Below are 22,525 nucleotides of genomic sequence, written 5' to 3'. Positions count from 1 at the left end.
GTCGTACGCCCCCCAGAGGCGTCCCTCACCGGAATTCAACCAGGTTTGCGAAACCCTGCGCAGGGTCCCGTCAGGGCCGGGGGGAAAGCGGGCTCGCCAGATCGTTGGCGGGCGAGCCGGGGGGCAGCCCCGAGGGCAGCGAGGAGGGAACCGTCTTCGGCACCGCACCGCTGCCGAGCGCCGCCGCCAGCAGCGGGGTGCCGGAGGCCGCCGGGCGTATCAGCGGCGGCACGGACACGTTCAGCACGGGGAGCATGAACGGGTGTCCGCCCGAGGCCGCAGTGCCGAACAGTGGCGGCGCGGTCGGCGGTCCCTGCCGGTTCACCGGAGAGGTGACGGCCGGAACCACCGGGGTCGTCCCGGTGAGCGACGGGGGCACCGCGTTCGTGCCGGTCTCGGCGCTGCCGGAGCCCGGCCGCTCGGGGGCCCGGCCTTCGCCGGTCACCGCGAGGGCGCCGCCGCCCCGGCGGCTGACCGCCGTGGCGCCGTTCTCGGCGCGGGTCTCGGCGTCGAGCGGGGTGACGTTGTTCCCGGCGCCCTCGGCGCGCAGGGAGGATTCGGGGCCGGAGTCCAGCGGCAGGGTGCCGCCCAGCGCGATCGCGGCGAGGGAGACGGCGCTGGCCGCGGCGAACGCGAAGCGACGCCCGCGCCAGGGCGAGCGGTCCGCTTCCCGGCCCACCTCGTGTATGCGGAAGGCCGAACCGGAGGCGGCCCCGCCGCGCAGCACCGCGGTGGAGCCGTGGGTGGCGGGGAGGTATCCGAAACCGTCCAGCGGGGAGGGCCCGCTGTCGGCGCGGGTGCCGGCGCCGGAGGCCCGCAGTCCGGGGAAGAACTCGTCGGCGAAGGGCCCCCGGCCGCCGAACGGGCCGCCGGAGCCGGTGTCGTCGCCGCCGGGACCCCCGGGAAGGCCCTGCAGGCGGGCCAGGAACCCCTCGGAGGGCGAGGGTGAGGCGGACATGGCGAAGGCGCTCTTGAGGCGGCGCTGGGCGTCGGCCTCGGCCTTGCACTTGGCGCAGGTCGCCAGGTGGGCCAGGACCCGCTCACGGGCGTCGTGTTTCAGCTCGCCGTCGACCAGCGCGGCGAGCCGGTCCCCCAGGTGCGCTTCGGCAGGGGTGGGACCGGTCGGACCTGTGCCACTCACGCCAGTCCGCCCTCCCCCGCCAGGACCGCGTCCGCCAGGGAGCGCTGCTCGGCGCGGGCCTCGGGCGAACGGTGCTTGAGCGCCTTGCGCAGATGCGAGCGGCCGCGGTGGATCCGGCTGCGCACGGTCCCGAGCTTCACGCCGAGGGTGGCGGCGATCTCCTCGTAACTGAGGCCCTCGATGTCGCAGAGGACCACGGCCGCACGGAATTCGGGCGCGAGGGTGTCCAGCGCCTGCTGCACGTCGGCGTCGAAGTGGGTGTCGTTGAAGATCTGCTGCGGGGACGGCTCACGGCTCGGCAGCCGCTCGGCCGCGTCGTCGCCGAGCGAGTCGAAGCGGATGCGCTGCTTGCGCCGGACCATGTCCAGGAAGAGGTTGGTCGTGATGCGGTGCAGCCAGCCCTCGAAGGTGCCGGGTGTGTACGTCGACAGCGAGCGGAACACTCTGACGAAGACCTCCTGGGTGAGGTCCTCGGCGTCGTGCTGGTTTCCCGTCAGCCGGTAGGCAAGGCGGTACACACGACCGCTGTGCGTGCTGACGATCTCTTCCCATGAGGGCGGGGTCCACGCCTGAGAGTCCGCATCAGAGGCGAAGGTCGCGGTCGGTGCGGAGTCTTCGGAAGAACGGTCAGCAATGTTGGTCACGGATTTCGGCTCACCGGCCGACCTGAGCAGGCGCCGCAGCACCCCTCCCCGGTCCACAGGCGCAGCCGCACCTCCCCTATCGGCTCTGGTGGTGTCCAGTGGAGCCCCTACCATAGCCACCTCGCCCGTTAGCTCCGGATAAGCCTTTTCCCTGTTGGGGCCGGGCGTCGCCCGGGGCTTTCACCCAGCTCACCGGTCCGATCCGCGGACCCGGTCGCTGCGCTTTCCCCACTCCTTGCACAACGCCCGGTCCCATCTGCGGGTTCCCGGGTCCAGCGGATACAGTCACCGTTGCGCCAACTACGGGGACAGGAGAGGGTCATTACCGCCAACCGGCAGACGAGCTGGGCGTTCGCCGACGCCTTTGTCGCCGAGGACGAAGCACTGCACGTGGCCCGGGAGCGGGCTCGCGAGCTGGGGCTTCGCCCGGTGTCACCGGGCACCGGCGCCGCGCTGCGCCTGCTGGCCGCCGCCGCGGACGCCAAAGCGGTGGCGGAAATCGGTACGGGCACGGGCGTGTCCGGCATCTATCTCCTGCACGGCATGCGGCCGGACGGGGTCCTGACCACGGTGGACCCCGAGCCCGAGCGTCAGCAGTTCGCCCGGGAGGCGTTCCGCGCGGCGGGTTTCGCCACCAACCGGGCCCGGTTCATCCCCGGCCGCGCCCTGGACGTCCTGCCCCGGCTCGCGGACGGCGGTTACGACCTCGTCTTCTGCGACGGGGACCGGCTGGAGAGCCTCGACGTGCTCGCTGAATCGTTGCGCCTGCTGCGTCCGGGCGGTCTGGTCTGCTTCGAGGGGGTCTTCGCGGACGGCCGCACCATCGACTCGGCGGCCCAGCCGGCCGAGGTGCTGCGGCTGCGGGAGCTGCTGCGCGCGGTGCGCGAGAGCCAGGAGCTGATGTCGACCCTGCTGCCGGTCGGCGACGGGCTGCTCTGCGCCGTCCGGCGCGGCTGAGCGGCCTCGGGAACACGGACGAGCGAACGCACGACTGCCCGGCACGGAGACCGTGCCGGGCAGTCGTGAAGGTGATGGGCGTTCCGCGTCAGCCGACGACCTTCTTCAGCGCGTCGCCGAGGGCATCGGCCTCGTCCGGAGTCAGCTCGACAACAAGCCGACCGCCGCCTTCGAGCGGAACGCGCATGACGATGCCCCGCCCCTCCTTTGTCACCTCGAGCGGGCCGTCGCCCGTCCGCGGCTTCATGGCCGCCATGCTCGTTCCCCTTCCTGAAACCAGCTCATCGCAACCGGCGGCCCCATGACAGGCGCTGCCTCACCGGCATCGAACACATTGCTTCTTCGCCATTATCCCGCATCAACGACCCCGATGACCAACATCGGTCTGCATCGCTTGCGCAACGCGCTTTCCCAAAACCACCCAATTCGGCGATCCGGCTGCGATACTGCGCCGCCCCGGACCTCCAGGTGAGAGCCAATTGTTAGACGCAGGTCACATCTCTGCCCCGGTCGGCGTCGGCCATGCTTGCCTGCAAGGAGCAACGACGCCCGAGCAGCGAGGGGAAACCGGAATGGCCGACGAGCAGGCGAACACCGTTCTGTACGACGTGAGCGAGGGGCTCGCGACGATCACGCTCAACCGACCCGACGCGATGAACGCGCTGAGCACGGCGGCGAAGATCGCGCTGCGGGACGCGTTGCTGGAGGCGTCGGCGGACCCGGAGGTCCGGGCGGTTCTGCTCACGGCCACCGGGCGCGCCTTCTGCGTCGGCCAGGACCTCAAGGAGCACATCGCCACGCTCGCGGCGACCCGCGATTCGGGCGGCGGCAACGCGCTGAGTACGGTGCGGGAGCACTACAACCCGATCGTGCGGGCGATCACGGAGATGGCGAAGCCGGTCGTGGCCGGGGTGAACGGCGTCGCGGCCGGGGCCGGGTTCGGTTTCGCGCTGGCGGCCGACTACCGGGTGGTCGCGGACACCGCCTCCTTCAACACCTCGTTCGCGGGCGTCGCACTCACCGCCGACTCGGGTGTGTCCTGGACCCTGCCCCGGCTGATCGGGCAGAGCCGCGCCGCCGATCTGCTGTTCTTCCCCCGGTCGATCTCCGCCCAGGACGCGCTGGAGCTGGGGATCGTCAACCGGGTCGTCCCGGCGGCCGAACTGGCCGAGCAGGCGGCGGCCGTGGCCCGCACCCTGGCCGCCGGGCCCACGGTGGCGTACGCGGCGCTGAAGGAGTCGATGGCGTACGCCGCCGGGCACACGCTCGCCGAGACCCTGGAGAAGGAGGACGAACTCCAGACCCGGGCGGGCGCGTCGCAGGACCACACCATCGCGGTGGAGGCGTTCCTCGCGAAGGAGAAGCCGGTCTACCTCGGGAAGTAGCCGCGCCTCAGCGGGGCAGGCCGCCGCCGCGCGCCACGCAGTCCGCGAGGTGGTCGTCGACCAGGCCGCAGGCCTGCATCAGCGCGTAGGCGGTGGTGGGGCCGACGAAGCGGATCGAGCGTTTCTTCAGCGCCTTGGCGAGCGCGGTGGACTCCGGTGTGACGGCCGGGACGTCCGACAGCGTGCGCGGGGCGGGGCGGCCGGCCGGGTCGGGGGCGTAGGACCAGATCAGCTCGTCCAGCTCGCCGGCCGGCCAGCCGGCGAGGACCTTCGCGTTGGCGAGGGTCGCGTCGACCTTGGCCTTGTTGCGGATGATCCCCGGGTCGGCCAGGAGCCGTTCCCGGTCGGTGTCGGTGAACTTCGCGACCGCCTCGATCCGGAATCCCTCGAAGGCGGTACGGAAGGTCTCGCGGCGGCGCAGGATCGTGAGCCAGGAGAGCCCGGACTGGAAGGCCTCCAGGCAGAGCCGCTCGAACAGGGCGTCGTCCCCGTGGACCGCCCGGCCCCACTCGGTGTCGTGGTAGGCGAGGTAGTCCTCGGTGGACAGGCCCCAGGGGCAGCGCAGCCTGCCGTCGGGGGCGGCCACGGCTCCGCCGCTCATCGGCCGTCCTCCTCGGTGCCGTCCGGGCCGTCCGCGCGGCCGGCCGGTTCGGCCTCGGGCCGGTCGCCGGGCTGCTTGAACAGGTCGGTACCCGCCGTCACCGCGGCCGCCCGGTCCCCGGCCAGGGTCGATTCCAGCTCCGCGATCCGGGCGTCGCGCTCTGCCAGCTCGGCGCCGAGGCGGGACAGCGCCTCGTCGACGTCCATCATCCGGTAGCCGCGCAGGGCCATGGGCAGGCGCAGCACCTCGATGTCCGCCCGGCCGACGGGGCGGGCTGCGGGCAGCGGGTCGGTGAACCGCTCGGGCGGTACGTCCTGGAGCACCGCGCTCCCACCGCCCCCGACCACCGCGAGGGTGACCGCGGTGACGACCACGACCATCGTGAGCAGCAAGAACCAGAACACGCGCATCTCCCCGGGGGCGGAAACCTCGTCCGGCTCCGATCGTGCCATGCGGCACCGACAGGTCGGGGCCGGGCCACGAAAGGCCGTAGGGTCGGCAGGCGGGTCGTAGCCGGTTATCTGAGGAGGAAAGACGGGATGCGCAGCGGGGCACTCAGGCTGGGGCGGCGGGAATTCGGCCCGCACGAGCCGGTGATCATGGCGATCGTGAACCGGACCCCGGACTCCTTCTACGACCAGGGCGCCACGTTCCGGGACGAGCCGGCGCTCGCCCGGGTCGAGCAGGCGGTGGCCGAGGGCGCGGCGATCATCGACATCGGCGGGGTGAAGGCGGGCCCCGGCGAGGAGGTGACCGCCGAGGAGGAGGCGCGCCGCACGGTCGGGTTCGTCGCCGAGGTCCGCCGCCGCCACCCGGACGTGGTGATCAGCGTGGACACCTGGCGGCACGACGTGGGCGAGGCGGTCTGCGAGGCCGGGGCGGATGTGCTGAACGACGCGTGGGGCGGGGTGGACCCGAAGCTGGCGGAGGTCGCCGCGCGGTACGGGGCGGGGCTCGTGTGCACGCACGCGGGCGGCGCGGAGCCGCGGACGCGGCCGCACCGGATCGCGTACGACGACGTCATGGCGGACATCCTGCGGGTGACGGTGGGGCTTGCGGAGCGGGCGGTGGAGCTCGGTGTGCGGCCGGACGGGATCATGATCGATCCGGGGCACGACTTCGGGAAGAACACGCGGCATTCGCTGGAGGCGACGCGGCGTCTGGAGGAGATGGCCGGTACCGGGTGGCCGGTGCTGGTGTCCCTGTCCAACAAGGACTTCGTGGGCGAGACGCTGGACCGGCCGGTGAAGGAGCGGGTCATCGGGACGCTGGCGACGACGGCGGTGTCGGCGTGGCTGGGGGCGCGGGTGTACCGGGTGCATGAGGTGGCGGAGACGCGGCAGGTTCTGGACATGGTGGCGTCCATTGCCGGGCATCGGCCGCCGGCGGTTGCCCGGCGGGGGCTGGCGTAGTTCCTTGCCGCCTGGGGCCTGCCCCGGCGGGCGGGGCCTGGGGCGCTGCCCCGGGGCCCCGCTCCCCAAGCGCCGGAGGGGCTGAAAGGATGTCCTCAAGCGCCGGACGGGCTTGATTTTTACGCGGCCCGGCCGACACGGCCACCCCAGCCCGCCCGGAAGGTGCCGGTCGAAGATGCCCTCGAACGCCGGGCGGGCTTGAGTTCGCCGGGTGGGCAGAAGCAGCTACCGCCCGACCTCCTTCGTCACCAGCATCACCGCTTCCTCCACGTCGTCCGTCACGTGGAAGAGCAGCAGGTCCTTCTCCGATGCCTTGCCCTGGGCCACCACCGTGTCGCGGAGCCAGTCGATCAAGCCGCCCCAGTAGGCCGTGCCGAACAGGACGATCGGGAAGCGGGTGACCTTGCCGGTCTGGACGAGGGTCAGGGCCTCGAAGAGTTCGTCGAGGGTGCCGAGGCCGCCGGGCAGGACCACGAAGCCCTGCGCGTACTTCACGAACATCGTCTTGCGGACGAAGAAGTAGCGGAAGTTGACGCCGATGTCGACGTGCGGGTTGAGGCCCGACTCGAAGGGCAGCTCGATGCCGAGGCCGACCGAGACGCCCTTGGCCTCCCGGGCGCCCTTGTTGGCCGCCTCCATCGCACCCGGGCCGCCGCCGGTGATCACCGCGAAGCCCGCGTCGACCAGGGCCTTGCCGATCGCCACCCCGGCCTCGTACTCCGGCGATCCGGCGGGGGTGCGGGCCGAGCCGAAGACGCTGATCGCGCTCGGCAGTTCGGCGAGCGCGCCGAAGCCCTCGACGAACTCCGACTGGATGCGCATCACCCGCCACGGGTCGGTGTGCACCCACTCGGAGTCGCCCTCGGAGTCCAGCAGCCGCTGATCGGTCGTACCGGGCTGGACCTGCTCCCTGCGGCGCAGGACCGGGCCCAGCCACTGTTCCCCGGGGCTGACCGCGCCCTCGGGAACCTCCGCACCCTCGGGGATCCGTGCGTCTTCGGCGTTGCCCATGTTCCGCTCCCTCCACCAGCCTGCTTCGTCCGGCCAGCGTAGATCGGCGGAGGTTACGGAGGGGGGAATGTCGTGCGTCGAGCGGTCAGCGGGTCAGTCGGTCAGCCAGGAGCGGAGGCGCTCCTCGCAGTGGGTGATCTTGTCGACGGCCACGTGCTCGTCACGCTTGTGGGCGTACATCGGGTCGCCGGGTCCGTAGTTCACCGCGGGGACGCCGAGCGCGCCGAAGCGGGAGACGTCGGTCCAGCCGAACTTGGGCCGGGCCGTGCCGCCGACGGCGGTCATGAAGGCCTGGGCGGCGGGGTGGGAGAGGCCGGGCATCGCGGCGCCGGAGTGGTCGTCGATGACGATCTCGGCCACGCCGCAGTCGGCGAAGACCTCGCGGACGTGGGCGACGGCCTCCTCCTCGGTGCGGTCGGGGGCGTAGCGGTAGTTGACGACGACGGTGCAGGCGTCCGGGATGACGTTGGTGGCGACGCCGCCCTCGATGCCGACCGCGTTGAGGCCCTCGTGGTATTCGAGGCCGTCGATGACGGGGCGGCGGGGCTCGTACGCGGCGAGGGCGGCCAGGACCGGGGCGGCGGTGTGGATCGCGTTGGACCCCATCCAGCTGCGCGCGGAGTGGGCCCGCTCCCCCGTCGTGTGCAGGTGGACCCGCAGGGTGCCCTGGCAGCCGCCCTCGACCTCGCCGTCGGAGGGCTCCAGGAGGACGGCGAAGTCTCCGGCGAGCCAGTCGGGGTGCGCGTCGGCGATGTGACCGAGGCCGTTGAGGTGGGCGGCGACCTCTTCGTTGTCGTAGAAGATGAAGGTCAGGTCGCGGTTGGGCTCGGGGACCGTCGCGGCGATCCGGAGCTGGACGGCGACGCCGGACTTCATGTCGGAGGTCCCGCAACCCCAGAGGATGCCGTTCCCGTCGAGGCGGGAGGGGACGTTGTCGGCGATCGGCACGGTGTCGATGTGCCCGGCGAGGACGACACGCTCGGCGCGGCCCAGGTTCGTGCGGGCGACGACGTTGTTGCCGTACCGGTCGACGGTGAGGTGCGGCAGGGCGCGCAGGGCCGATTCGATCGCGTCGGCGAGGGCCTTCTCCTCCCCGCTGACCGAGGGGAAGTCGACGAGCCGGGCGGTGAGCGCCGGTCCGTCCAGGGTGAGGTCAAGGGCGGGGTCAAGGGTGCTGTCGGCCATGGACCCGACCCTAAGCGACTGGGGTATCGGCCCCGCCCGGGCCCTCCAGTACGGTGGGCCCGTGTCCAGGACAGCCAGCCCTCGCCGACGACGCCTCTTCCGCTACGGGGCCGCCTTCGCCGTGCTCGCGGCCCTGGGCGGCTATCTGGCCGTGCAGTACGACTCCTCCGGCTCGAAGAACCCGCCGCGCTGTGTGGTGGAGGCGAAGGACGGGGACGAGGGCGGGACCCAGCGGTACGAGATGAGCCTCGCCCAGGCCGTCAACGCGGCGACGATCTCCGCGGTGGGCACCACCCGGGGGATGCCCGAGCGGGCGGTGACGATCGCGCTGGCGACCGCGCTCCAGGAGTCCACGCTCCGCAACATCGACTACGGCGACCGGGACTCGCTGGGGCTCTTCCAGCAGCGGCCCTCGCAGGGCTGGGGCAAGCCAGCCCAGCTCATGGACCCGGTCTACTCCGCCGGGGCGTTCTACGACCATCTCGCCGAGGTCCCGGGCTACTCCCGGCTGCCGCTGACCGTGGCCGCGCAGCGCGTCCAGCGCAGCGGGTTCCCGCAGGCGTACGCCAAGCACGAGCCGGACGCCGCGCTGCTCGCGGCCGCGCTGACCGGGCGCCGGCCGGCCTCGCTGAACTGCACCCCGTCGACCGCCACGGCCGAGGGCCCGGGGAATGCCGGGCAGGTGCGGACCGAGCTGGTGCGGGCCTTCGGCAAGGACGTGCTGCCCGCCGCGAAGGCCGCGGGCGCCTCCGCCGCCTCGACCGTCTCCGTGCCCGTCCCGGCGACCTCGGCGCGGGCCGAGGACCAGGCGTCGCCGCGGCGCGGCTGGGAGTTGGCGCACTGGGCCGTGGCGCAGTCCGAGGCGCTGCGGATCGAGCGCGTGAGCTATGCCGACCGGGTCTGGAGCGCCGGTACGGGCTGGCGGACGGAAGACGCGAAGGGCAAGGAAACGGGCACGACCGCAGTCAGGATCGAGGTCGTTCAGTAGTACGCCCTGTCGCTCGTACGGGCCATGGGGGCCGGGCCCCCGAGCTCTTTTCACGCGGCTTCTCGCGACCTTGCGCCTCTGCCCCGATTCCCTTGTACGGCAAGGGAAGTGACGGTTCATCGGGTCGCGGCGGTATGGATTGTTTGCCCGGGTTCTTCCGCGGCGGATAATCGGACGCATTACCCAGTCTTTACCTTTGCCCGCCGCAACCTTCCCCTCCCCCGAAGCGGTTGTCAGTGCGTCCGATCACCGGACAGACAGATTCGTGCACAACCCGCTGAAGGAGCATCATGTCCCTCCCCCTGACCCGTCGGATCGCTCGTGCCGCGCTGCTGATCGCCGCTGGCGCGACCCCCGTGGTCGGTGCGGCCGGTGCCGCGAGCGCCGCAGATCTCCCGGCGGCCCCGGAGCTGGGCGGCCTGACCGCACTGGACGGCGCGAACGTCGGCAACACCCTGGACAGCGCCGCTCAGCAGGGTACCCAGGCCGCCGGTGAGACCGGCGGCCGGCTCGTCGGCACCGCACTCCCGGCGGCGGGCGAGACCGTCGGCAAGTCCGCCAAGGTCGCCGTCCCGGCCGCCCAGGAGACCGCCGGCCAGGCCGCGGGCAACGCGGGCGAGGCCGTCGGCGGGGTGGCCGAGGCCGCCGGTGGCGGTCTGCCGACCGACGGCCTCGGCGGCGGTCTGCCCACCGACAGCCTCGGCAAGGGCGGCCTGCCCACCGACGCCCTGCCGCTGAACGGCCTGCCGATCGGCTGACCGGCACACGCATACGCCGGAGGGCCTGAGGAGTGCGCACTCCTCAGGCCCTCCGGCGTGTCCGGATCAGGACAGGCGCTTGACCGCCGCCGCCACCCGCTCGTCCGTCGCGGTGAACGCCACCCGCACGAAGCTCGCGCCCGCCGGACCGTAGAAGTCGCCGGGCGCGACCAGGATGCCCCGCTCCGCGAGGTAGGCCACGGTGTCCCAGCACGGCTCGTCGCGGGTCGCCCACAGGTAGAGGCTCGCCTCGCTGTGCTCGATGCGGAAGCCGTGCGCCTCCAGGGCCGCACGCAGCGCGAGGCGCCGGTCGGCGTACCGGGCACGCTGCTCGGAGACGTGCACGTCGTCGCCGAGGGCGGCGACGGTGGCGGCCTGGACGGGGGCGGCCGTCATCATCCCGCCGTGCTTGCGGATCAGCAGCAGCTCACCGAGGACGGCCGCGTCGCCCGCGATGAACGCGGCCCGGTATCCGGCCAGGTTGGAGCGCTTGGAGAGGGAGTGGACCGCCACGATGCCGTCGTAGTGGCCGCCGCAGACGTCCGGGTGGAGCACCGAGACCGGTTCGGCGTCCCAGCCCAGCTCCAGGTAGCACTCGTCGCTGAAGACGAGGACGCCGTGCTCACGCGCCCAGGCGACGATCCGGGTCAGCTCGTCCTTGGACAGCACCTTGCCGGTGGGGTTGGACGGCGAGTTGAGCCAGAGCAGCTTCAGCCCCGCCGGGTCCAGGTCGGTCGGGTCGTCGTAGACGACGGGCTCCGCGCCGCAGAGCCGGGCACCGACCTCGTACGTCGGGTAGGCGAGCCGGGGGTAGGCGACCTTGTCACCCGCGCCGAGCCCGAGCTGCGTCGGCAGCCAGGCCACCAGCTCCTTGGAGCCGACGACCGGCAGCACGTTGGCGTGGGTGACGCCGACCGCGCCGAGGCGGCGCTCCACCCAGCCGGTGAGCGCGTCCCGCAGGGCCTCGGTGCCCCACACCGTCGGATAGCCGGGGCTGTCCGCGGCGGCGACCAGCGCCCGCTGGATCAGCTCGGGGACCGGGTCGACCGGAGTGCCGACCGACAGGTCCACGATGCCGTCCGGGTGGGCCTGGGCCGTCGACTTGTAGGGCGCGAGCTTGTCCCAGGGGAAGACGGGGAGGCGGGAGGAGACTGCGGACACGGGGCTCTGCTTTCTCGGGGTTTTCGGGTACGGCGGCGGCACGGGAAACGGCTCGGTCCCGCACGGGGACGAGCCGTACGGGACCGGGCTGCGCGCGTGGTGCCGCCGTGTTACTGGTTCTGCGGCGGCAGTCCGGCGACGAACGCGTGGTCGCGCTCGATGAGACCGAGCTTGGAAGCACCGCCCGGCGAGCCGAGGTCGTCGAAGAACTCGACGTTCGCCTTGTAGTAGTCCTTCCACTCCTCCGGGGTGTCGTCCTCGTAGAAGATGGCCTCGACCGGGCACACCGGCTCACAGGCTCCACAGTCGACGCACTCGTCCGGGTGGATGTACAAGGACCGCTGGCCCTCGTAGATGCAGTCGACGGGGCACTCTTCGATGCAGGCCTTGTCCTTCACGTCGACACAAGGCTGCGCGATGACGTAGGTCACGCTGTCGTTCCTCCTCGGTAGGGCGTTGGCTCTCGCGCGGGAGCGCGGCGTCGTCGATGCCCGCCCCTAGTATCTCCGTTCTCGGGCACGATCCGAACAGGAGGGGCGGACAGAGCTGTGGAATTCACCATCGGCGGACGGCTGGAAGTCCGCATCACACCCGCTGACGTGGGCAAACGCGTGTCCGTGCGGCGCCGGACGGACAGCGGCGGCACGCGCGCGCAGTTCACCGACGTGGTCGGCGTGCTCACATCATGGAACGACGGTGTGGTGTCGATCACACGAAAGAGCGGGGAATCCGTCCACATCGTGGAATCGTCCCTGGTCGCGGGCAAGGTCGTGCCCGCCGCCCCGGCCCGGCGCCGGGGTCCCGCCGCCTCCTTCGAGGAGCTGGCGGCCGTCACCGCGCGCGCCTGGCAGCCGGTGGAGAGCGAGGCGCTGGGCGACTGGCGGCTGCGCGCGGCCGGGGGCTTCACCCGGCGCGCCAACTCCGTGCTGCCGCTCGGCGATCCGGGTCTGCCGCTCGGCGAGGCGTTCGGGCGCGTCCGCCGCTGGTACGACGAGCGGGGGCTGCCCGCGTACGTCCAGACGGCGACCGGGGCCGAGGGCACGCAGGAGCTCCTGTGCGCGGAGCTGGAGGAGCACGGCTGGCGGCGCGAGGTGTCGGCGGAGGTGCGGATCGCCGCGCTGGCACCGGTCGGGGACCGGGAGGCGGAGGTGTCCGCGGTCCGTCTGACCCGGGAGCCGGACGCGGCCTGGCTCGCCCGCTACCAGCGCTTCTCCACGCCCGGCCCGCACGTGCTGCGGGTGCTGGGCAGCGGCCCTTCGGTCTGGTTCGCCACGGTGCCGGGGAGCGACGACGCACCGGATGCGATCGGGCGGTGTGTCGTGGACGGCCGGTGGGCCGGGTTCATGGCCGTGGAGGTCGCCCCCGAGCAGCGGCGGCGCGGACTGGCCACGACGGTGATGACGGCACTGGCCCGCCGCGCACTGGACGAGGGTGCCTGGGCGGCCTGGCTCCAGGTCGAGGAGGACAATGAGGGGGCGCGGGCGCTGTACGACGGCATGGGGTTCGCGGGCCATCACCGGTACCACCACTACCGCTCGGCGTGAGGGGCCACGCGGCGCGCCGCACAGGCCGGGACCGGGGCGGGGACAGGACGAGCAGGGGCGTGGGGCGGACATGAGCGGGCTGGATTCCGGGGCGGCCGAGCGGCGGCGGCAGTTCGCCGAGGAGGCCCGGTCCGAGCGGCCGGACCTCGCCCTCCTGTGCCTGCTGCTGGGTACGGAGGCCGGGCCGGTGGGGCCGGCCGAGGTCGTCCCGGTGACTCCGGGGGAGCCCGTCCCCGACCCGTACGGCATCGACGCCGCGCAGATCGAGCTGGACCGGCTGGCGGGTCTGCTGCCCTACGGCTCCCGCTCCCCCGCCGGCTGGGCCTCGGCGCTGGCCGAACTGCTGGGTGAGCGCTGCGGATTCGGCGGCTCGTCGGCCGACTACCAGCGGCTGGACTCCTCGCTCCTCCAGCAGGTGCTGCGGCGCCGCCGGGGGCTGCCGATCCTGCTCTCGGTCGTCTGGATCGAGGTCGCGAGGAGGGCGGGCGCCCCGGTGTACGGGGTGGGGCTGCCCGGGCACTTCGTGGTCGGCTTCGGCGACCGGGAACGCCCGGTGCTGGCCGATCCGTTCGCCGGGGGCGCGCCGCTGACCGGCCAGGACGCGGAGCTGCTGGTCACGGGGGCGACCGGGGCGGCGCTGGAGCCGTCGATGATGGTGCCCTCCCGCCCGCTGGAGATCGTGCTGCGGATCCTGAACAACATCCGGGCGTGGGCGGCGGCCCGGCCCGAGCGCACGGACGTGGCCCTGTGGGCGGTGGAGCTGTCGCTGCTCCTGCCCTCGCATCCGGCCAGGCTCCGCTACGAGCACGCCCAGCTCCTCGTCCAGCGCGGTGAATTCCTGCGCGGGGCGGCGGAGATGGAGGAATATGCGGAGATCCTGGCCGAGATCGAGCCGACGACGGCCGAGAACATCCGGCGCAAGGCTCACGCGGCGCGCGCCCTGCTGAACTGAATCCCGCCCTCCGGTAAAGAAATCCGCGGATCGGCGGATCCGTTCATCTGCGGATCCGCCGAAATCTGCCTGGCGTCACGCGTGCAAGTGCCCCGGCCTGGCGAGACGGATGGGTCCGTGAGCGATGTGCGCTCCCGATTTACATCCGAACGCCCCCTTCCGCGCCCAACGGTGGCGTTATTCGGCCCGTTCGTCCGCGTACACGAATGCCCATGCGCTCAACTGGAAACCCGTCACGGGGCGCGCACAGTCCATCGCATTCCGCGTTGGGCGGCCGGAAGAGAAGAGCTGAGGGCAGATTGATGACAACTGTGCTGCTGGTCCACACCGTGCCGTTGTGGCGCGCATCGCTGGCATCGCTCCTCGGCACGGGGCAGGGCATAGAGGTCCGCACCGCGGAACGCGGCGCGATACGCGCGGCGTTGAGCGGCGGGTGCCCCGACGTGCTGCTCACCGATCTCGACTGTCCGGGCGCACGGGACGTACTCGACGAGGTGAAGACGGTCACCGCACCGCAGGGAGGAACGTATCCCCTCGCGGTGCTCACCCGCAGCGACCAGCCGCGCGGCCTGCGGCGGGCGTACGAGGCGGGAGCGCTCGGCTACATCGACAAGTACCGCCCGGTGGACGACCTGTGCGAGGTGATGCACAAACTGGCGGACGGGGGACGGCATATCGACGAGTCGCTGGCCTTCAGTCTTCTGCAGGTGGCCGACATGCCGTTATCGCCGAGGGAATTGAGTGTGCTCGCGATGGCCGAGGAGGGTGACAACGTGGCCGGCATAGCCGCGCGACTGCACCTGACGCCGGGGACCGTTCGCAATTATCTGGCCGCCGCCATCCGGAAGTCCGGGGCGCGGAATCGGCTGGACGCGATCAGACGGGCGAAGGAGGCGGGGTGGATCTGATGGCGCGCTCCTCGCCGAGCCGCCGCTGTTCCCGCCGCGCTTCCTCCGGCACGTCCTGCTCCGGCACGTCCTGCTCCGGTACCGCATCCGCTTCCTCCGGCTCCCAGAGGCCGGACAGGTCGCGGTAGAGGGCGCTGGAGCGCAGGAGTTCGCCGGGGGTGCCGCACTGGGTGCGCGGGCCGTCCATCACCAGGGTCCGGTCGGCGCGGCGGGCCGAGCTGAGCCGGTGGGCGACGACGACCAGCGCGCCCGGCAGGGTGGCGAACGCCAGCTCGGCGCGGGTCTCGGCGGCCGGGTCGAGCCGGCTGGTGGCCTCGTCGAGGATCAGCAGCGGCGGGGCGGCGAGGTAGGCCCGGCCGAGCGCGACGAGCTGCCGTTCGCCCTGGGAGAGCCGGTCCGGTTCGACGGCCGCGTCGAGGGAGCCGAGCCGGGAGAGCAGCGTGTCCAGGCCGACCGCGTCCGCCATGGCCGCGATCTCCCGGTCACGGGCGTCGGGCCGGAGGTAGCGGAGGTTGTCCCGCAGCGAGCCGCTGAACACATAGGCGTGCTGGGGCAGCAGGACGCGTACGGAGGTGGCGTCGGCCGGCCGCGCCGGGCGTCCCCGCCACCGCACCGCTCCCCCGGTGGGCTGCTCGGTCCCGGCGAGGACGGCGGCCAGGGTGGACTTGCCGCTGCCGCTCGGGCCGACGACGGCGAGGTGCTCGCCCGCCCCGACCGCCAGGGAGAGCCGGTCCAGGACGGGGTGGGCGCGGGGCCCGTACGCGAAGGTGACCTCGTGGAGTTCGGCGACCGGGGCGCGACGGGCGGGGCCTTGAGAAGGTGGCGGCGCGTCGTCGGAGATGGCCGGGGCCGGTTCGTCGGCGGGCGGGGGCGGGGCGTCCGTGAAGCGGTCCAGGACCACGACGAGGCGGCCGCCCGCCGTGCCCAGCATGGTCATCAGCGCCTGGACGGCGGGGGCGAGCGCCTGGGTGAGGTAGGTCAGGGCGCCGACGAGACCGCCCGGTGTGAGCCCGTTCCGCAGCAGCCAGGGCGCCCCCAGGAGCAGCAGGAGCGGCGGGAACCGGCCGCAGACCGCGAGGGCCACCACCCGCACGGCCGACCAGCGGGCCAGCGAACGGGAGGCGACGAGCTGCGCGTCGGCGAGGACCCGGGACTCGGCCACCGTCCGCCCGGCGGTTCCGGCGGCGGCGATGTCCCTTACGGAGGCGGCGAGCTCGCCCGCGTGCGCGGCGTACGCCTCGTCGGCGGCGAGGTAGGCGCGCTGGCGGGCGGCCATCGGCGGCAGGGTGCCGAGGAACAGCGCGGCCCCCAGGACCAGGGGCGGCAGCACGATGAGGAGGAGGGCGGGCGAGAGGGCCAGCAGGCCGGTGACGGCTCCGGCGGCCGTGAACACGAACGACCGCAGGGTCAGGACGAGTCCGGCCCAGCCGTCCCGGGCGATCTCACTCTGATGAGTGACCTGGGAGAGGGATCGGGTGCTGACATCTCCGGAACGGCCGAGCGCGCCCGACAACGCCCGTGCCACCGCACGCCGCACCAGTCCGTCCCGCAGCGGCTCCACCAGGTCGGCGAGCCGGCCGAACACGCCGCGGGCGGCGAGCACGGAGGGCAGCACGGCGACGGCGGCGACGGCCAGCCAGAGGAGGCCGGTGGCCGGACGTCCGGCGAGGAAGCCGTCGTCGAGGGCGCGGGCGACCCCGTATCCGCTGAGGAAGGTCTGCGCGAACTCCAGCAGGGACCACCCGGACAGCCGCAGGATCGCCCCGGTGCGCGCCCGCAGGAAGGGCCGGGCCTCGCGGCTGACCCGGCGCAGGGCGGTGTCGCACTCGGGGCGTGCCGGGTCGTGGCCGGGCTTCATCGGGGCTCCGCTGCGGCGAGGGGGGAAGGTGCGGTGGTGTCCGTGCTGAAGACCGCCCGGTAGTCCGGGTCCTCCCACAGCTCGTCGTGGCGGCCCGTCGCGCGGAGCCGGCCGTCCTCCAGCCAGGCGACGCGGTCCGCCCGCGCGGCCGAGGACAGCCGGTGGGCGACGATGATCCGGGTGCAGCGCCCGGCCCGGGCGTCGAGGGCGCGGCGGACGTGGTGCTCGGTCACGGTGTCGAGGCTGGACAGCGCGTCGTCGAGGATCAGCAGCCGTCCCGGATGGGCGAACGCACGGGCCAGGCCCAGGCGTTGCCGTTCGCCACCGGAGAGCGGGGCGTCGGCGAGCGGGGTGGCGTAGCCGTACGGGAGCAGAGCGAGGAACCCGTCGGCGCGGGCCGCGCGGGCCGCTTCGCGTACGGCGTCGGGCGCGGCGGTCCAGGGGCCGTGGGCGATCGTGTCCTCGACGGTGGTGCCGAGGAGGGCGGGGCGGGCGAAGGCGTACGCCACTTCGCGGCGGAGCCGGGCCGGTTCCATGCCGTCCAGCGGGACGCCGTCCAGCAGCACGCTGCCGGTGTCCGGGTCGAGCAGCCGCCCGGCGACCGCGGCCAGCTGGGACTTTCCGGAGCCGGAGCGTCCGACGACGGCCAGGGACGTGCCGCCGGGGACGGTCAGGTGGACCCCGGTCAGCAGGGGCCGGCCGTCCTGTTCGACGCCGACGTCGCGGAGTTCGAGGTGGCCGGGGGCGTCGGGGACCGGGCCCAGGCCGCGGTGGGGCAGCGGGGCGAGGGTGAGGAGGGGGTCGAGGCTCCGGGCGGCGGCGCGGCTGCGGGCCAGCGAGCCGAGCGCTCCGGTGAGGGAGCCGATGCCGACGGCGAGGCTCGCGTAACGGGAGGCGGCGACGAGTTCGCCGACGCCGATCGCGCCCGCGCCGAGCCGGAGTCCGGCGACCGCGAGGACCAGCAGCATGAGCAGGGGCAGCAGGAGGCCGCTGCGGCCGACGGCCCGCCCGTACACGGTCCAGGTGCGGCGGCCGTGGTCGGCGAGGGCGGTCAGGGGTTCCAGGACGCGGCGGTGTTCGCGGGCGCCGGTGCGGGCGGCGCGGATGGTGTCGGCGCCGTCCAGGGCCTCGGTGAGCCGGTGGGCGATGAGCGACTGGGCGCGCTGGTAGTCGGCCCCGGCGTCGGCGGTGCCCCGGGTGAAGGTGCGGAGCAGGAGGACCAGGAGAGGTGCGCCCAGGAGGAGGGCGGCGGCGGTCCAGACGTCGATGAGGAGGAGCCCGACGAGCGCGCCGAGCGGGAGCAGGACGCCCGCGACGGCTCCGGCGGCGGTGACGGGCGCGGAGGCGGCGTCGGCGGTGCGGGCGGTGAGCCGGGCGGTGAGGTCGCCGGTGGGCAGGGCGAGGGCCCGGCGGGGTTCGGCGGCCAGGATCCGGGCGGCGGTGCGGGTGCGCAGGGACGCGGTGAGCCGGGCGCTGGTGGTCGTGCCGGTCACGGCGGCCGCCGCGTCGAACCCGGTCTCGGCGAGGACGAGGGCGGCGCAGAGCAGCAGCCCGGGCCAGGGCACGGGCCCGCCGGAGACGAGCCGGTCGACGGTGTGGCCCAGGGCGGCGGGCAGGGCGAGGGCGGCGAGCGCCCCGCCGGTGGAGCAGAGGAACAGCCAGGTGAGGGCGGCCGGGTGCTGCCGGGCGAGCCGTCGGGCGCCGGACGCCGTGCCGGGGCTCGGGTCCGGGTGCGGCAGCGGCACGGGGTCGCCTTTCGGGTCGGGGGTGCGGCCCCTGCGGGCACGTGGCCGGCCGGCCCGTCGGTGGTGCTCACCGACGGGCCGGCCGGTGCGGGTCACGGGGTGCAGAGGACCACGCTGAGGGAGCTGTACTCACAGACCAGCAGCGAGACCTGGCTGCCCGTGGCGAGCTCGCCGAAGGAGTCCTCGGCCGGGGTGTCCATCGCCTGAAGGTCGAGAAGCGCCATGATGTGTCCTTTCGGGGACGATTGGTGGTGCTTTGGGCGGTGGTGCTGGAACGACCCCGGGTGGGGCCGGTCCGACGACCCCTAACGGGGCCGGTTCGTGGGGCCGCTCGCGCGGCCGGGGTGTGCCGCCGCCGGAGCGGCGGGCAGGAAGGGAAGTCCGGTGGGGCGGCCGGCAGCGGCGCCCAGGGCGAGGAGAGCGCCGGCGGTCCCGGTGGCCAGGTCCATCGACAGGCGCATCAACTGCTCGCCGGGGAAGGCGAGTCCGCCGCCGTACGCCAGGGCGTGACTGCCCAGCAGGTCGGTGTGGCGGTCGATCGCGCGCTGCCGGTCGGCCGGATCGCACAGCGGGGTGGCCGCGAGGTGCAGCAGGAGTCCGGCGGAGCCCCTGAACAGTCCGGGCTGGACGTAGAAGGCGGAGAGCGCGGCCGGGAGCAGGGCCCGGCCCGCCGTCTCCAGCTCCGGGTCGGGACGCTGGGCGAGGTAGGCGTCGATGACGGCCGCGATACCGGCGCTGCCCGAACCGACGTACGGCATCAGCCGCTTGCCCTCGACGACGAGGAGTGACCCGTCGTCGCCCGCCCGGCAGCGTTCCAGGTCGCGGCGGAGTGCGGCGGCGGCCAGGTCGAGCAGGGCGGTGTCCCCGGTGGTCGCGTACCGGCGGATCAGCAGCAGGGCGATGCCGCTCGCGCCGTGCAGCAGTCCGGTGCGGGGCGACGGCGGACCGTCGGTGAGCGCGCGGACGGCGAGGGCGGTGCAGCGGTCCGCGGCGGCGGACAGGGCCGGGGCGTCGGTGGCGGATGCGGTGCGGGCCAGGTCGTCGAAGGCGAGGCCGATGCCCGCGTACCCGTTGTGCAGCCCGGGGGTCAGGCCCTCCAGGGGCTGGTCGAGGATGATCCGGAGGAGATCGGCGGCCTCGGCGGTGCGGCCGATCCGGTGCAGGGTCCAGGCGATGCCGGTGAGCCCGTCGTAGAAGCCGAGGGGGCTGCCGGACGCCGGGTCCTTGGCGTGCCGCAGGAGCCAGTCCTCGGCCGGTGCGCACGGCGGGGCGCCGGTCTCGTGGAGGGCGTGGAGCACCCCGGCCGCCCCGTGGGCGAAGGACTGGCCGCCGGTGGCGGTGGCGAACTGGGCGATGTCCCCGGGGAAGCAGCGGTCGTCGCGCTCCGGTGTACAGGAGGCGGTGATGGCCCGGGCCAGGGCGTCGCGGGCGCGCGGCCAGTCGCGGAGGTCGGCGGGTGAAGCGGAAGCGGGGCCGGAGACGGAGGCGGAAGCCTTGTCGGAGTCGCGGCCGGACGCGGAAGCGGCAGCCTCGCCGGAATCCCGGCCGGACTCGGCGGCGGGAGTCGTACCGGAAGCCGCTGCCGGAGTGGGCCGGGCGCCGGCCTCTCCCGCATCCCGTACGTCGCGCAGGATCTCCTCGACCGCCGGTCGCAGCGCCTCCTCCGCGACCGGGAAGGCGCGGGCGATGTCCCGGGCGAGCCCGGCGGCCTTCGTGCGGTCGATACCGAACAGCGTGGTGAGCGGCAGGTACAGGGCGAGCCGCAGACAGGCGAGTGCGTAGCGGTCGATGTCGGTGCCGCGCCGGTCGGCCGGGGCGACGAAGGCCGGGTTGGCGACGATCTGGCGGCGGCGTTCGGCGGCCGGGGAGGCCGCCTCGAAGTCGAGCAGGACGATCCGTCCGGCCTCCTCGTCGACCATGACGTTGCTCATGTGCAGGTCGCTGATGACGATGCCCCGCTCGTGCACCGACTCGACGGCCCGCTCGACCTGCCCGTACAACTCCTCTGCCCACGCGGCGTGTTCGGCGAGGAGCTCGGGTGACGGGTTCTGCCGGGCCAGCGGGAAGCGGCGGGCGAACACGGTGTTGAGGGTGGTACCGGGGATGTACTGGAGGACCAGGAAGTGGTGGTCGCCGACCTGGAACACGTCGCGGACGTCCGGGACGCAGTCCAGTCCGGCCAAGTGCTCCAGGGCGGTCCTCTCCCGCTCCAGCCGGGCCACGGCGTCCGCCCCGTCGGCGGCCAGACCGGCGTGCGGCCGGGCCTCCTTGAGGACGACCTGCTCCCCGGTGCGGGTGTCGCGGCCGAGGTAGACCCCTCCGCCGTTGGAGAAGTGCAGCGCCTTCTCGACGGCGTACGGGAGGTCGGCGAGGCCCACGGCGGCCCGGGCTTCGAGGTGCGGCATCAGAAAGCCGGGCGGGGTCACCCAGGAGGGGACGCGGAAGGCGGGGCCCCGGTCGTCCGGGACGAGCCGGCCCTGCGGGTCGGCGACGGCGGGCACGGGCCGCCCGTCCGGACCGGAGCAGAAGCGGGCGGCGAACGCCCCGTACCGGGTGTGCACGGGACCGTTCCCGCACCGCAGATCGCTCAGGATGTACGGGCCGTGCTCGCCCTCCAGGAGCTGCATCAGGGCGGTGCACACCTCGGGGAACGCTTCCTCGGACGGCGGGTAGACGGTGATGAACTTCCCGCTGCCCGCCCGGTCCGCGTACTTGGCGTTCCGCAGGCCCAAGAGCCCTGCGTTCGGTATGCACTTGAAGGCGAGCCGGTGCTCCAGACAGTGGGCGGTGACCCGGTCGAGCACGGAGGCCGCGTTGTCGAGGGCGGCGGATATGTGGATCTTCCAGCCCTGGGCCGGCAGCCGCAGCCCGTCGGGGCTGTAGGAGAGCCAGTCACCGCGCCGGGAGCGGGTCCACCCCTCGGGGGCGGAGCCACGGACGGCCGCGTAGAACGAGCTCTCCGCGTCGACGGCCCCGGCCGGTCCGAGGGAACGGTGGGGTGCGTCGTAGAAGCGGCGGTCCGCCTGGCAGTACGCGGCGTACTCCGGATTCACCCACGACCCCCTCGCTCGGTTCCTCCGCGTCGTTCGCGGCGAGAGAGAAGTTGTCATAACGACGAGCGGTGCCCATAGTCACCGTTGTCACGACTCGTACATGCGCGCCAACCATGCGGAGCGCACCCCGTACTGATGCGTATCCGATCCTCGCCCCGCCAGGTAAGGCCGCTGCCCGGGGGCGCGCGGGGGCGTGCATCGGGCGCTCTCGCTCTCCTCAGCCCGCGCCGCGCACCAGGAAGTCGCCCGCCTCGGTACGGGAATAGAGCACGGAGCGGCCCGCCCGGCGGCGGCGGACCAGTCCGGCGTCCAGCAGGATCCGCAGATGGCGGCCGACCGAGCCCAGCCCCTGGCCGGTCAGCGTGACGAGCTGCGTCGTGCTGAGCGGGGAGGCCAGCAGCGACAGGACGGCCGCCCGCGCGGGGCCGATCAGCGCGCTCAGAGCGGCGGGTACGGGCGTGTGCCCGGCCTCGGCGAGCGCGCCGGAACACGGGTACACCAGTCCGTACCGGTGCGGGATGTCCCAGCAGACCCAGGACTGGCCCGGGGTGACGGGGATGAACAGCATCTGAGCGCTGTCCAGTTCGCGGGGCGGGTTGTCGTAGGTGTTGATCTGCAGCCGGCTCTCGCCCAGCCAACGGATGCCGGGCCGCATGCCGTTCAGGGCTTCGGCCCAGCCCGCTCGGCCCAACTGGGCGGTGCGGGCGACCACATCGGCCTCCAGGACCCGCTGCCGCCTCGGCCAGTCGGGCAGCACGGTGTGCGTCCAGACCCACTCCACGGCGTCGGCGGCGCGCTCGGCCAGATCGTCCCGGTCCAGCGCGGCGGGCAGCGGCCCGCCCAGCGCCACGGCCAGATCGGCGCGCGCCCGGCCGGGCGGGGTGGCCCGGACCCGCGCCAGCTCCTCGGCGAAGGAGGGCGGGGCCTGGCCCGGTGGGGCGGGGACCGGTGCGGGGGTGAGGAAGTCGGCGGTCCAGCGGGGCGCGAGGGCGGAGCGGATCACCAGCGCGGAGACCGGGTCGCCGGCCGCCCGACGCCGGTACGCGGGCAGATGGGCCTCCAGCCAGGCGCGTTCCCCCGGGTGCCCGGCGTTGGACCGCTCCAGGAGCAGCAGGCTCGCGACGGCCTCCGCGAGCGGCGAGACGACGAACCGGCTGTTCGCGAGCGTGTCCGCGCTGACCTGCCACCAGCCCACGCCCACCACCACCCGTTCTTTCCCGGC

At 73.6% G+C, this 22,525-nt stretch carries 22 protein-coding genes; 8 read left to right on the top strand and 14 right to left on the bottom strand.

What is annotated here, in order from left to right; translation table 11 throughout:
• Window positions 1–70 precede the first annotated feature (70 nt).
• Together WQO_RS23615 and sigE are read right to left on the bottom strand one after the other, a co-directional pair.
• Window positions 71–1,141, bottom strand: a complete 1,071-nt coding sequence (locus WQO_RS23615; protein WP_010061625.1) for an anti-sigma factor family protein — start codon at window positions 1,139–1,141, stop codon at window positions 71–73.
• On the bottom strand, window positions 1,138–1,899 hold the full coding sequence (sigE, locus tag WQO_RS23610; RefSeq protein ID WP_172593797.1) for an RNA polymerase sigma factor SigE: 762 nt from the start codon (window positions 1,897–1,899) through the stop codon (window positions 1,138–1,140). Before sigE ends, WQO_RS23615 begins: the two co-directional genes overlap by 4 nt.
• Before the next feature lie 177 nt (window positions 1,900–2,076).
• On the opposite strand from sigE, the gene WQO_RS23605 reads away from it, so the two are divergent.
• Window positions 2,077–2,742, top strand: coding sequence for an O-methyltransferase (locus WQO_RS23605; RefSeq protein ID WP_023609280.1), 666 nt, complete (start codon window positions 2,077–2,079; stop codon window positions 2,740–2,742).
• Window positions 2,743–2,830: 88 nt separating this feature from the next.
• On the opposite strand, the gene WQO_RS35275 is transcribed toward WQO_RS23605, so the two are convergent.
• The gene (locus tag WQO_RS35275; protein ID WP_003966491.1) at window positions 2,831–2,998 is read right to left on the bottom strand and encodes a DUF3117 domain-containing protein; all 168 of its coding nucleotides are present in this window, start codon (window positions 2,996–2,998) and stop codon (window positions 2,831–2,833) included.
• Between the two features lie 316 nt (window positions 2,999–3,314).
• Between WQO_RS35275 and chcB the strand changes: the two genes are divergently transcribed.
• Entirely contained in the window at window positions 3,315–4,127 is an 813-nt protein-coding gene (chcB, locus tag WQO_RS23600) for a 2-cyclohexenylcarbonyl CoA isomerase (RefSeq protein WP_010061628.1), read from the top strand.
• Window positions 4,128–4,134: 7 nt separating this feature from the next.
• Here chcB and WQO_RS23595 read toward each other — a convergent pair whose 3' ends face one another.
• Window positions 4,135–4,728, bottom strand: a complete 594-nt coding sequence (locus WQO_RS23595) for a DNA-3-methyladenine glycosylase I (RefSeq protein ID WP_010061629.1) — start codon at window positions 4,726–4,728, stop codon at window positions 4,135–4,137.
• Window positions 4,725–5,138 carry a cell division protein DivIVA gene (locus WQO_RS23590; RefSeq protein WP_418082127.1) on the bottom strand — a complete coding sequence of 138 codons (414 nt, stop codon included), beginning with the start codon at window positions 5,136–5,138 and terminating at the stop codon, window positions 4,725–4,727. The genes WQO_RS23595 and WQO_RS23590 overlap by 4 nt, the downstream gene beginning before the upstream one ends.
• A gap of 129 nt (window positions 5,139–5,267) precedes the next feature.
• Between WQO_RS23590 and folP the strand changes: the two genes are divergently transcribed.
• Entirely contained in the window at window positions 5,268–6,140 is an 873-nt protein-coding gene (folP, locus tag WQO_RS23585) for a dihydropteroate synthase (protein WP_010061631.1), read from the top strand.
• A 225-nt stretch (window positions 6,141–6,365) separates the two neighbouring features.
• Here the strand turns inward: folP and WQO_RS23580 are convergent, their stop codons facing one another.
• Window positions 6,366–7,151, bottom strand: a complete 786-nt coding sequence (locus WQO_RS23580; protein WP_010061632.1) for an LOG family protein — start codon at window positions 7,149–7,151, stop codon at window positions 6,366–6,368.
• Between the two features lie 93 nt (window positions 7,152–7,244).
• On the bottom strand, window positions 7,245–8,336 hold the full coding sequence (gene dapE / locus WQO_RS23575) for a succinyl-diaminopimelate desuccinylase (protein ID WP_010061633.1): 1,092 nt from the start codon (window positions 8,334–8,336) through the stop codon (window positions 7,245–7,247).
• A gap of 61 nt (window positions 8,337–8,397) precedes the next feature.
• Here dapE and WQO_RS23570 point away from each other — a divergent pair, with 61 nt between their 5' ends.
• Both WQO_RS23570 and WQO_RS23565 read left to right on the top strand, forming a co-directional pair.
• The gene (locus tag WQO_RS23570) at window positions 8,398–9,324 is read left to right on the top strand and encodes a hypothetical protein (RefSeq protein ID WP_193407229.1); all 927 of its coding nucleotides are present in this window, start codon (window positions 8,398–8,400) and stop codon (window positions 9,322–9,324) included.
• Window positions 9,325–9,614: 290 nt separating this feature from the next.
• Window positions 9,615–10,082, top strand: coding sequence for a hypothetical protein (locus tag WQO_RS23565; protein ID WP_010061636.1), 468 nt, complete (start codon window positions 9,615–9,617; stop codon window positions 10,080–10,082).
• Between the two features lie 66 nt (window positions 10,083–10,148).
• Here the strand turns inward: WQO_RS23565 and WQO_RS23560 are convergent, their stop codons facing one another.
• Both WQO_RS23560 and fdxA read right to left on the bottom strand, forming a co-directional pair.
• Complete coding sequence (locus WQO_RS23560; RefSeq protein ID WP_010061637.1) at window positions 10,149–11,243, bottom strand: bifunctional succinyldiaminopimelate transaminase/glutamate-prephenate aminotransferase; 1,095 nt, start codon at window positions 11,241–11,243, stop codon at window positions 10,149–10,151.
• Between the two features lie 110 nt (window positions 11,244–11,353).
• A complete protein-coding gene (fdxA, locus tag WQO_RS23555; protein ID WP_003966501.1) occupies window positions 11,354–11,674 on the bottom strand; it encodes a ferredoxin in 321 nt (106 codons plus the stop codon).
• A 117-nt stretch (window positions 11,675–11,791) separates the two neighbouring features.
• Between fdxA and WQO_RS23550 the strand changes: the two genes are divergently transcribed.
• The 3 genes from WQO_RS23550 (at window position 11,792) to WQO_RS23540 (ending at window position 14,647) form a co-directional block, all read left to right on the top strand.
• Complete coding sequence (locus WQO_RS23550) at window positions 11,792–12,787, top strand: GNAT family N-acetyltransferase (RefSeq protein ID WP_010061638.1); 996 nt, start codon at window positions 11,792–11,794, stop codon at window positions 12,785–12,787.
• Between the two features lie 70 nt (window positions 12,788–12,857).
• Window positions 12,858–13,739 carry a transglutaminase-like and tetratricopeptide repeat-containing protein gene (locus WQO_RS23545; protein WP_010061639.1) on the top strand — a complete coding sequence of 294 codons (882 nt, stop codon included), beginning with the start codon at window positions 12,858–12,860 and terminating at the stop codon, window positions 13,737–13,739.
• 302 nt (window positions 13,740–14,041) lie between these two features.
• Window positions 14,042–14,647 carry a response regulator transcription factor gene (locus WQO_RS23540; RefSeq protein WP_010061640.1) on the top strand — a complete coding sequence of 202 codons (606 nt, stop codon included), beginning with the start codon at window positions 14,042–14,044 and terminating at the stop codon, window positions 14,645–14,647.
• On the opposite strand, the gene WQO_RS23535 is transcribed toward WQO_RS23540, so the two are convergent.
• The 5 genes from WQO_RS23535 to WQO_RS23515 all read right to left on the bottom strand — a co-directional run bounded on the left by WQO_RS23535 (window position 14,616) and on the right by WQO_RS23515 (window position 22,498).
• Window positions 14,616–16,505 carry an ATP-binding cassette domain-containing protein gene (locus WQO_RS23535; RefSeq protein ID WP_010061641.1) on the bottom strand — a complete coding sequence of 630 codons (1,890 nt, stop codon included), beginning with the start codon at window positions 16,503–16,505 and terminating at the stop codon, window positions 14,616–14,618. The two genes, WQO_RS23540 and WQO_RS23535, sit on opposite strands and share 32 nt — an antisense overlap.
• Window positions 16,502–18,250: an ABC transporter ATP-binding protein gene (locus WQO_RS23530; RefSeq protein WP_010061642.1), complete on the bottom strand. Its 1,749-nt coding sequence runs from the start codon at window positions 18,248–18,250 to the stop codon at window positions 16,502–16,504. Before WQO_RS23530 ends, WQO_RS23535 begins: the two co-directional genes overlap by 4 nt.
• 92 nt (window positions 18,251–18,342) lie before the next feature.
• Window positions 18,343–18,474, bottom strand: a complete 132-nt coding sequence (locus WQO_RS23525) for a SapB/AmfS family lanthipeptide (RefSeq protein ID WP_003966507.1) — start codon at window positions 18,472–18,474, stop codon at window positions 18,343–18,345.
• 81 nt (window positions 18,475–18,555) lie between these two features.
• Window positions 18,556–21,303: a class III lanthionine synthetase LanKC gene (gene lanKC / locus WQO_RS23520; RefSeq protein WP_010061644.1), complete on the bottom strand. Its 2,748-nt coding sequence runs from the start codon at window positions 21,301–21,303 to the stop codon at window positions 18,556–18,558.
• Window positions 21,304–21,520: 217 nt separating this feature from the next.
• Entirely contained in the window at window positions 21,521–22,498 is a 978-nt protein-coding gene (locus WQO_RS23515) for an ArsR/SmtB family transcription factor (RefSeq protein ID WP_029182385.1), read from the bottom strand.
• Between the last annotated feature and the right edge of the window lie 27 nt (window positions 22,499–22,525).

The organism is Streptomyces globisporus C-1027 (assembly GCF_000261345.2).
Classification (GTDB): domain Bacteria; phylum Actinomycetota; class Actinomycetes; order Streptomycetales; family Streptomycetaceae; genus Streptomyces; species Streptomyces pakalii.
The sequence above is the reverse complement of the archived record's forward strand: the minus strand, read 5'-3'. Positions and strand labels throughout refer to the sequence as shown.

Excerpts from the sequence above, each read along its gene's own strand:
- sigE (WP_172593797.1), bottom strand. The coding sequence starts at position 1,899 with ATGGTAGGGGCTCCACTGGACACCACCAGAGCCGATAGGGGAGGTGCG.
- WQO_RS35275 (WP_003966491.1), bottom strand. The coding sequence starts at position 2,998 with ATGGCGGCCATGAAGCCGCGGACGGGCGACGGCCCGCTCGAGGTGACA.
- chcB (WP_010061628.1), top strand. The coding sequence starts at position 3,315 with ATGGCCGACGAGCAGGCGAACACCGTTCTGTACGACGTGAGCGAGGGG.
- WQO_RS23595 (WP_010061629.1), bottom strand. The coding sequence starts at position 4,728 with ATGAGCGGCGGAGCCGTGGCCGCCCCCGACGGCAGGCTGCGCTGCCCC.
- WQO_RS23590 (WP_418082127.1), bottom strand. The coding sequence starts at position 5,138 with ATGCGCGTGTTCTGGTTCTTGCTGCTCACGATGGTCGTGGTCGTCACC.
- folP (WP_010061631.1), top strand. The coding sequence starts at position 5,268 with ATGCGCAGCGGGGCACTCAGGCTGGGGCGGCGGGAATTCGGCCCGCAC.
- WQO_RS23580 (WP_010061632.1), bottom strand. The coding sequence starts at position 7,151 with ATGGGCAACGCCGAAGACGCACGGATCCCCGAGGGTGCGGAGGTTCCC.
- dapE (WP_010061633.1), bottom strand. The coding sequence starts at position 8,336 with ATGGCCGACAGCACCCTTGACCCCGCCCTTGACCTCACCCTGGACGGA.
- WQO_RS23565 (WP_010061636.1), top strand. The coding sequence starts at position 9,615 with ATGTCCCTCCCCCTGACCCGTCGGATCGCTCGTGCCGCGCTGCTGATC.
- WQO_RS23545 (WP_010061639.1), top strand. The coding sequence starts at position 12,858 with ATGAGCGGGCTGGATTCCGGGGCGGCCGAGCGGCGGCGGCAGTTCGCC.
- WQO_RS23540 (WP_010061640.1), top strand. The coding sequence starts at position 14,042 with ATGACAACTGTGCTGCTGGTCCACACCGTGCCGTTGTGGCGCGCATCG.
- WQO_RS23535 (WP_010061641.1), bottom strand. The coding sequence starts at position 16,505 with ATGAAGCCCGGCCACGACCCGGCACGCCCCGAGTGCGACACCGCCCTG.
- WQO_RS23525 (WP_003966507.1), bottom strand. The coding sequence starts at position 18,474 with ATGGCGCTTCTCGACCTTCAGGCGATGGACACCCCGGCCGAGGACTCC.